This is a genomic window from Nitrospira sp. BLG_2 (assembly GCF_049222245.1).
On sequence record NZ_JBLYIG010000678.1, the window covers coordinates 1 to 2,560 of the forward strand.

The window sequence follows — 2,560 nt, forward strand, 5'->3', positions numbered from 1 at the left end:
TAATATCAGGCTTTCCTGTGAGCGCCTGCCGAACCTCAGAGAGGGATTCCACCTCGACAATGATCGGGAGCGCGTTTGGCCGATGGGCATGTGCCAGGCGACATGCCCGTTCAACCGGTCGTCGATTGCGTTGGAGGAGGACCAGATGATTATCTTTGATCAGAATGCCGTCACTCAATGATCGTCGGTGGTTGATCCCACCGCCGAGCGACACGGCCCACTTCTGAAGCGCGCGCCAGCCCGGAAGAGTTTTCCTGGTATCCAAGATACTGGCAGGGTAGCCGCGCACGGCCCGGCAGAACCGTTGTGTCAGGGTAGCGATTCCGGACAGGTGTTGAAGAAAGTTCAAGGCGACCCGCTCGGCCTGCAGAATGGATCGCCCGTCGCCTTCGATTCGGAGGAGCGATTCTCCATTCGTAGCTCGGTCGCCGTCGCGCTTGGAGATCGATAACCGCAGGGAAGGATCGACCATGAGGAAGGTCTGAACCGCCGCGGCCATGCCCGCCACAACCAGCGGTTGTTGCGCGATGATCTCGGCCCGAGCCGGCACGGGAGATGAGAAGATCGATCCGGTCGTGGCATCTCCCTGAACGAGATCTTCTTCGAGCCCTTGGCGCACCGCGCGCCGGATTTCTGCAGCAGGGAGTGTGGCCATCGGTCAGGTTGCGAGCATGGCGCGGAGCTGCCGTTCGCTGTCGGCCAGCAATGTACGATCGCGGGACAGGGTCCGCACTCGCTCGTGATGTTCCGCGATCACTTCCGGAGGAGCCTTGGACACGAATTCGGTGTTCTTCAGTTTCCCGCCGGCTCGTTGCAATTCCTTGTCGCTCTCCGTGAGTTGTTTTGCCAGGCGGTCAATCGCTTTCTTGAGGTCGACGTCATCGGCGACTGCAATTCCCACGGAGAGGCCTTCCGTGACGAGTCGTAGCAATCTCGACGACGGCCAGTTATGCGGCGGGCTCACTTCTGCGCTGCCGCGGCTGAGGTGGGCCAAGTGTCGTTGGAACTCGTGGAGCTGACTCTGCCTGTCCGGGTCGTCGTGCCCGGCATGAAACGAAATCTGTTGCCCAGGTGGATAATTCAAGAGAGCTCGGCCGGCTCGGACGAGTCCCACTGTCTGTTCCAGCAACGCAAAGTGCTGTTCTGCATCAGGCGCGTCCCATGCCTCGTCAGAGGCCGGATAGCGCTGCACGACGATGCTGTCTCCCTGATGGGGAATCGTCTGCCAAATTTCTTCTGTGATGAACGGCATGAAGGGGTGCAAGAGCCGCATGGTCGTTTCCAGCGTCTCCACGAGGGTGTGCCTGGTGCTTGCTCCATCCGGGTGGTCAGGTGTTTGCAGAACCGGTTTAATCAACTCCAAGTACCAGTCACAATACTCATGCCAGATGAACTGGTAGAGGGCATTGGATGCTTGATCAAAGCGGTAATGCTCCAACTCCGTGGAGACGGTTCTGATTGCATGATTCAGCCGGCTCAAGATCCAGCGATCGGGGAATGTTCGTTGCGCCGGCGGGAGGACGGTGCGCGGTCCATCGAGATACATCAAGACGAATCGCGCGGCATTCCAGATCTTATTGGCAAAATTACGGTAGCCCTCGATCCGTTCCTCAGCCAGCTTGATGTCGCGTCCCGGCGAGGCCATCGAGGCCAGGGTGAACCGAAGGGCATCGGTGCCGAATTGATCCATGACGTGCAGCGGGTCGATCACGTTGCCCTTGGATTTGCTCATCTTCTGGCCTTCTGCATCCCGGACCAAGGCATGGATATAGACGTCGCGGAAGGGCACGTCTCCCATGAACTTCAGCCCCATCATGATCATGCGGGCCACCCAGAAGAACAGGATGTCAAGGCCGGTTACGAGGACTGAGGTCGGATAGTAGGTTTTTAATTCAACCGTCTGGTCCGGCCAACCCAAGGTCGAAAACGGCCAGAGGGCGGAAGAGAACCAGGTGTCGAGCACGTCGGGATCGCGCAGCAATTGCTGGCCGGTACAGACCGGGCACTGAGTGGGGGCTGATTTGGAGACGATTGGTGAGGCGTTCTGTAAGACAGTCGTCCGACCGTCCGCGGTAATAATGTGACGACTGTTGCAAGCCAGGCAATACCATGCGGGAAGTTGGTGCCCCCACCAAATTTGCCGCGAGATGCACCAATCCTTGATATCCCGCATCCAGCCAAGATAGTTGTTGATCCAACCTTCCGGAATGATGCGGACGCGCCCGTCTTCTACCGCCTTGATTGCCGGCTCCGCCAAAGGCTTGATGCTGACGAACCATTGTGGCGAGAGATAGGGTTCAACGACGGTCTTGCAGCGGTAGCATTTCCCAACGGACATTTTGTGATCTTCGGTTTTCTCAAGCACGCCTTGTTCCCGAAGCAGCGTTTCGATCTTGGGACGCGCTTTCGAGACGGGAAGGCCACGGAGCATCTCAATGACCGGTGATTTGACCGCCGCCTGTTGCATCCCGGCAGTATCGAGCAACGCAGCATGATCGAGTATGGCGAGCCGAGGTAGCCCATGCCGCTCTCCGGCTTCATAGTCGTTGAAGTCGTGAGC

The 2,560-nt window shown here is 58.4% G+C and carries 2 protein-coding genes; both read right to left on the reverse strand.

The genetic code is table 11. From position 1 onward, the window contains the following. Positions 1–655 (reverse strand): nicotinate-nucleotide diphosphorylase (locus tag ACOSYY_RS17945; RefSeq protein WP_421664203.1); only part of this gene is annotated, 655 nt, incomplete at its 3' end. Positions 656–658: 3 nt separating this feature from the next. Further along, positions 659–2,560: valine--tRNA ligase (locus tag ACOSYY_RS17950; RefSeq protein ID WP_421664204.1), on the reverse strand; the 1,902-nt coding region annotated here is incomplete at its 5' end.